A 2,255-nucleotide genomic window follows, 5' to 3' on the forward strand; every position below is an offset into this window, starting at 1 on the left:
TCTTCAAATTTATCAAAATCAACAGTTCCTGTAAACCTAACTGCTGCCGGCATATTATAGGCCAAAGAACCACCCTCAAGTTGGCTCAATATCCATAAACGACTCTGTGAGTTAGTTAGAGGATAGGCAGCTTTAATTGGAGATACTGGTATTGAAAAAGGATTATTTATATCACTTTTCGAACTTTTTAGAAATTGTATTAACTGATCCTTGTTGTTTTTTATCTGATCATAAATTACCGGATCTAAATCATCTGTATCATAAAATACTTCAAGTTCATCATCATTTAAAACAATATCAATTGATTCTTTTTTTAATTCTATTAATAAATCCCTAATCTTATCCATAATTTTTATTTTCTTCTTTTATATAATATCTCCTTTTCTCCAAATAACCTTTCAGCAATTATTCCTCTTGAAATACATTCCTTAATTAAATTATTAGATTGAACGATAGGATTAGACTCATCAGTATATTTTATACTACTAACAAACTCGCACCAAGGCTCTTGTCCCATAGCATATACATATACTTCCGATGGATTAAAAGTATTTACCAAATGCATTCCTTTTTTGCAATCAGATCCTGCTAATCTTCTGGACTGGTCGTGTTCTTTTGACAATTCGTTTACAACGAGTGGGCCATACAACCAAGTTAGTGGAGCACCATCACATTCCATACCAAGGAAAATAACATCCACATTTCCAATCAGGGCTTGAGAATGTTCGTATAATTTCTTTTCTAATACTCTAGAATCAGCTACAAAAAGTAAGGAAAAATTTTCAATCTTAACATGAAAGCACATTTTAGCTTTAATATCTAAGTCACTGTGTTCTCCAGTAAATGGAATCCCTGTAATATTACAATCTGAAAAGTTTATGGTTGAAAATTCTTCAATTTCGATGATGTTGTTAAAACCAATAGCATTAAACATTAATTTTAGGCTAGGATCTTGAAGATGTCCTCCACCTGAACGTGGAACAATAATATTTTTTACTTTGTGTCTGAGCGGCAAAAGAGTCTCAAATAAAATGTGATCTTGGTGGTTATGAGTTATTAAAATATAATCAATAGTTTCTGGTAATTCATAATCGGAGAAATGTTCCACGCTTGATTCATAACCATAATAACTGATTAATGGATCAACAAGGATACTAATTTCTCGTGTCTCGATTAATATGCAGGCATGGCCAAAATATCTCATTCTAATACTGTCCCCTTCATATTTTGTATAAGGAACAGATGGAGTTTCAGTAAAAAATGACTGAAAAAGAGTATCTTCAGTTTCATTTAATTCCCCAATCATTTTTCTTATTTCATTATAAGGACGTGCAATTCGCTTCATTTTACTTAATTCATCTATAAAATTATGTTCAAAAGGGATATTTAAATGCAATATGTCATCCTCATCCAGTCTAGGTGTACTCAAACAAAAGGGGCGTGAATCGTTATTTGTAACCCACAATGCTATACTTTGATTTTCTTTGTTATAGTATTTACTCTTATATAAAAGCTGCTCATAAAATCTAAAAGAAGGATTTCCATTTAAATCATATATTAATTCTACATAGCCTTTTAAAATATCGGGCACTACATCATACAAATCTTCTAGTGATTGTCCCTTGGCTTCTTTGTTTAACAATAAAACTAGTTTTCTAATTGCTAAGGATAGACTAATTAATTCCTTTTGGTTAATAAAAGTTGACTCGATTAATTTTTTTATATCCTCTGATCTATCCTCTTTGTAATCCATAAAAGGGCCACCTAGCATTTTTGGATTCTTAACGGCCTCACTATGTAATACAGGGGATTCAATATAAGAATTCATTATTTCAATGTGCCTCTTTGTTATATTCATTGATGCAGTTGATGGTGATATGAGATGTGTCCATGCATACCATCTTTCTATTAAGGGTTCAATTACAACATTTGGTTTTAAATAAACTAAATTTTTCATTTTAAATAATTTTTTTTGATTTTCTATTTTTATTCGATAAACTTGAATTCAATGAGGCAATAAGAGCTGAAATATTTTCAATTTTTGGATTAGCAAAGAACTCTCTAAGCGTCAATTTAACTGAAAAATATTTTTGAGTCATATTTAAAAATCTGATTACATTTAAACTATGTCCCCCCAGTTCAAAGAAATTATCTGTAATTCCTATTTTTTGAACCCCTAATACTTCTTGCCATATTTCTACCATTTTTTCTTCAATGGCATTTCTTGGGGCTGCATATTCTTTTTTAATGATGTC

The 2,255-nt window shown here is 30.6% G+C and carries 3 protein-coding genes; all 3 read right to left on the reverse strand.

Annotated features, from left to right (window positions below):
* A partial coding sequence (locus GQ47_RS20555) for a TubC N-terminal docking domain-related protein (RefSeq protein ID WP_035652544.1) occupies nucleotides 1-347 on the reverse strand: 347 nt, incomplete at its 3' end.
* 5 nt (nucleotides 348-352) lie between these two features.
* The gene (locus tag GQ47_RS20560) at nucleotides 353-1,957 is read right to left on the reverse strand and encodes an MBL fold metallo-hydrolase (protein ID WP_035652546.1); all 1,605 of its coding nucleotides are present in this window, start codon (nucleotides 1,955-1,957) and stop codon (nucleotides 353-355) included.
* A 1-nt stretch (nucleotide 1,958) separates the two neighbouring features.
* Nucleotides 1,959-2,255: phosphopantetheine-binding protein (locus tag GQ47_RS20565; RefSeq protein WP_035652548.1), on the reverse strand; the 297-nt coding region annotated here is incomplete at its 5' end.

This window comes from Flavobacterium sp. ASV13 (assembly GCF_000745775.1).
In the GTDB taxonomy this organism is placed as follows: domain Bacteria; phylum Bacteroidota; class Bacteroidia; order Flavobacteriales; family Flavobacteriaceae; genus Flavobacterium.

Bases quoted from the DNA above. Each gene is read 5' to 3' on its own strand.
- GQ47_RS20560 (WP_035652546.1), bottom strand. From the start codon at position 1,957: ATGAAAAATTTAGTTTATTTAAAACCAAATGTTGTAATTGAACCCTTA.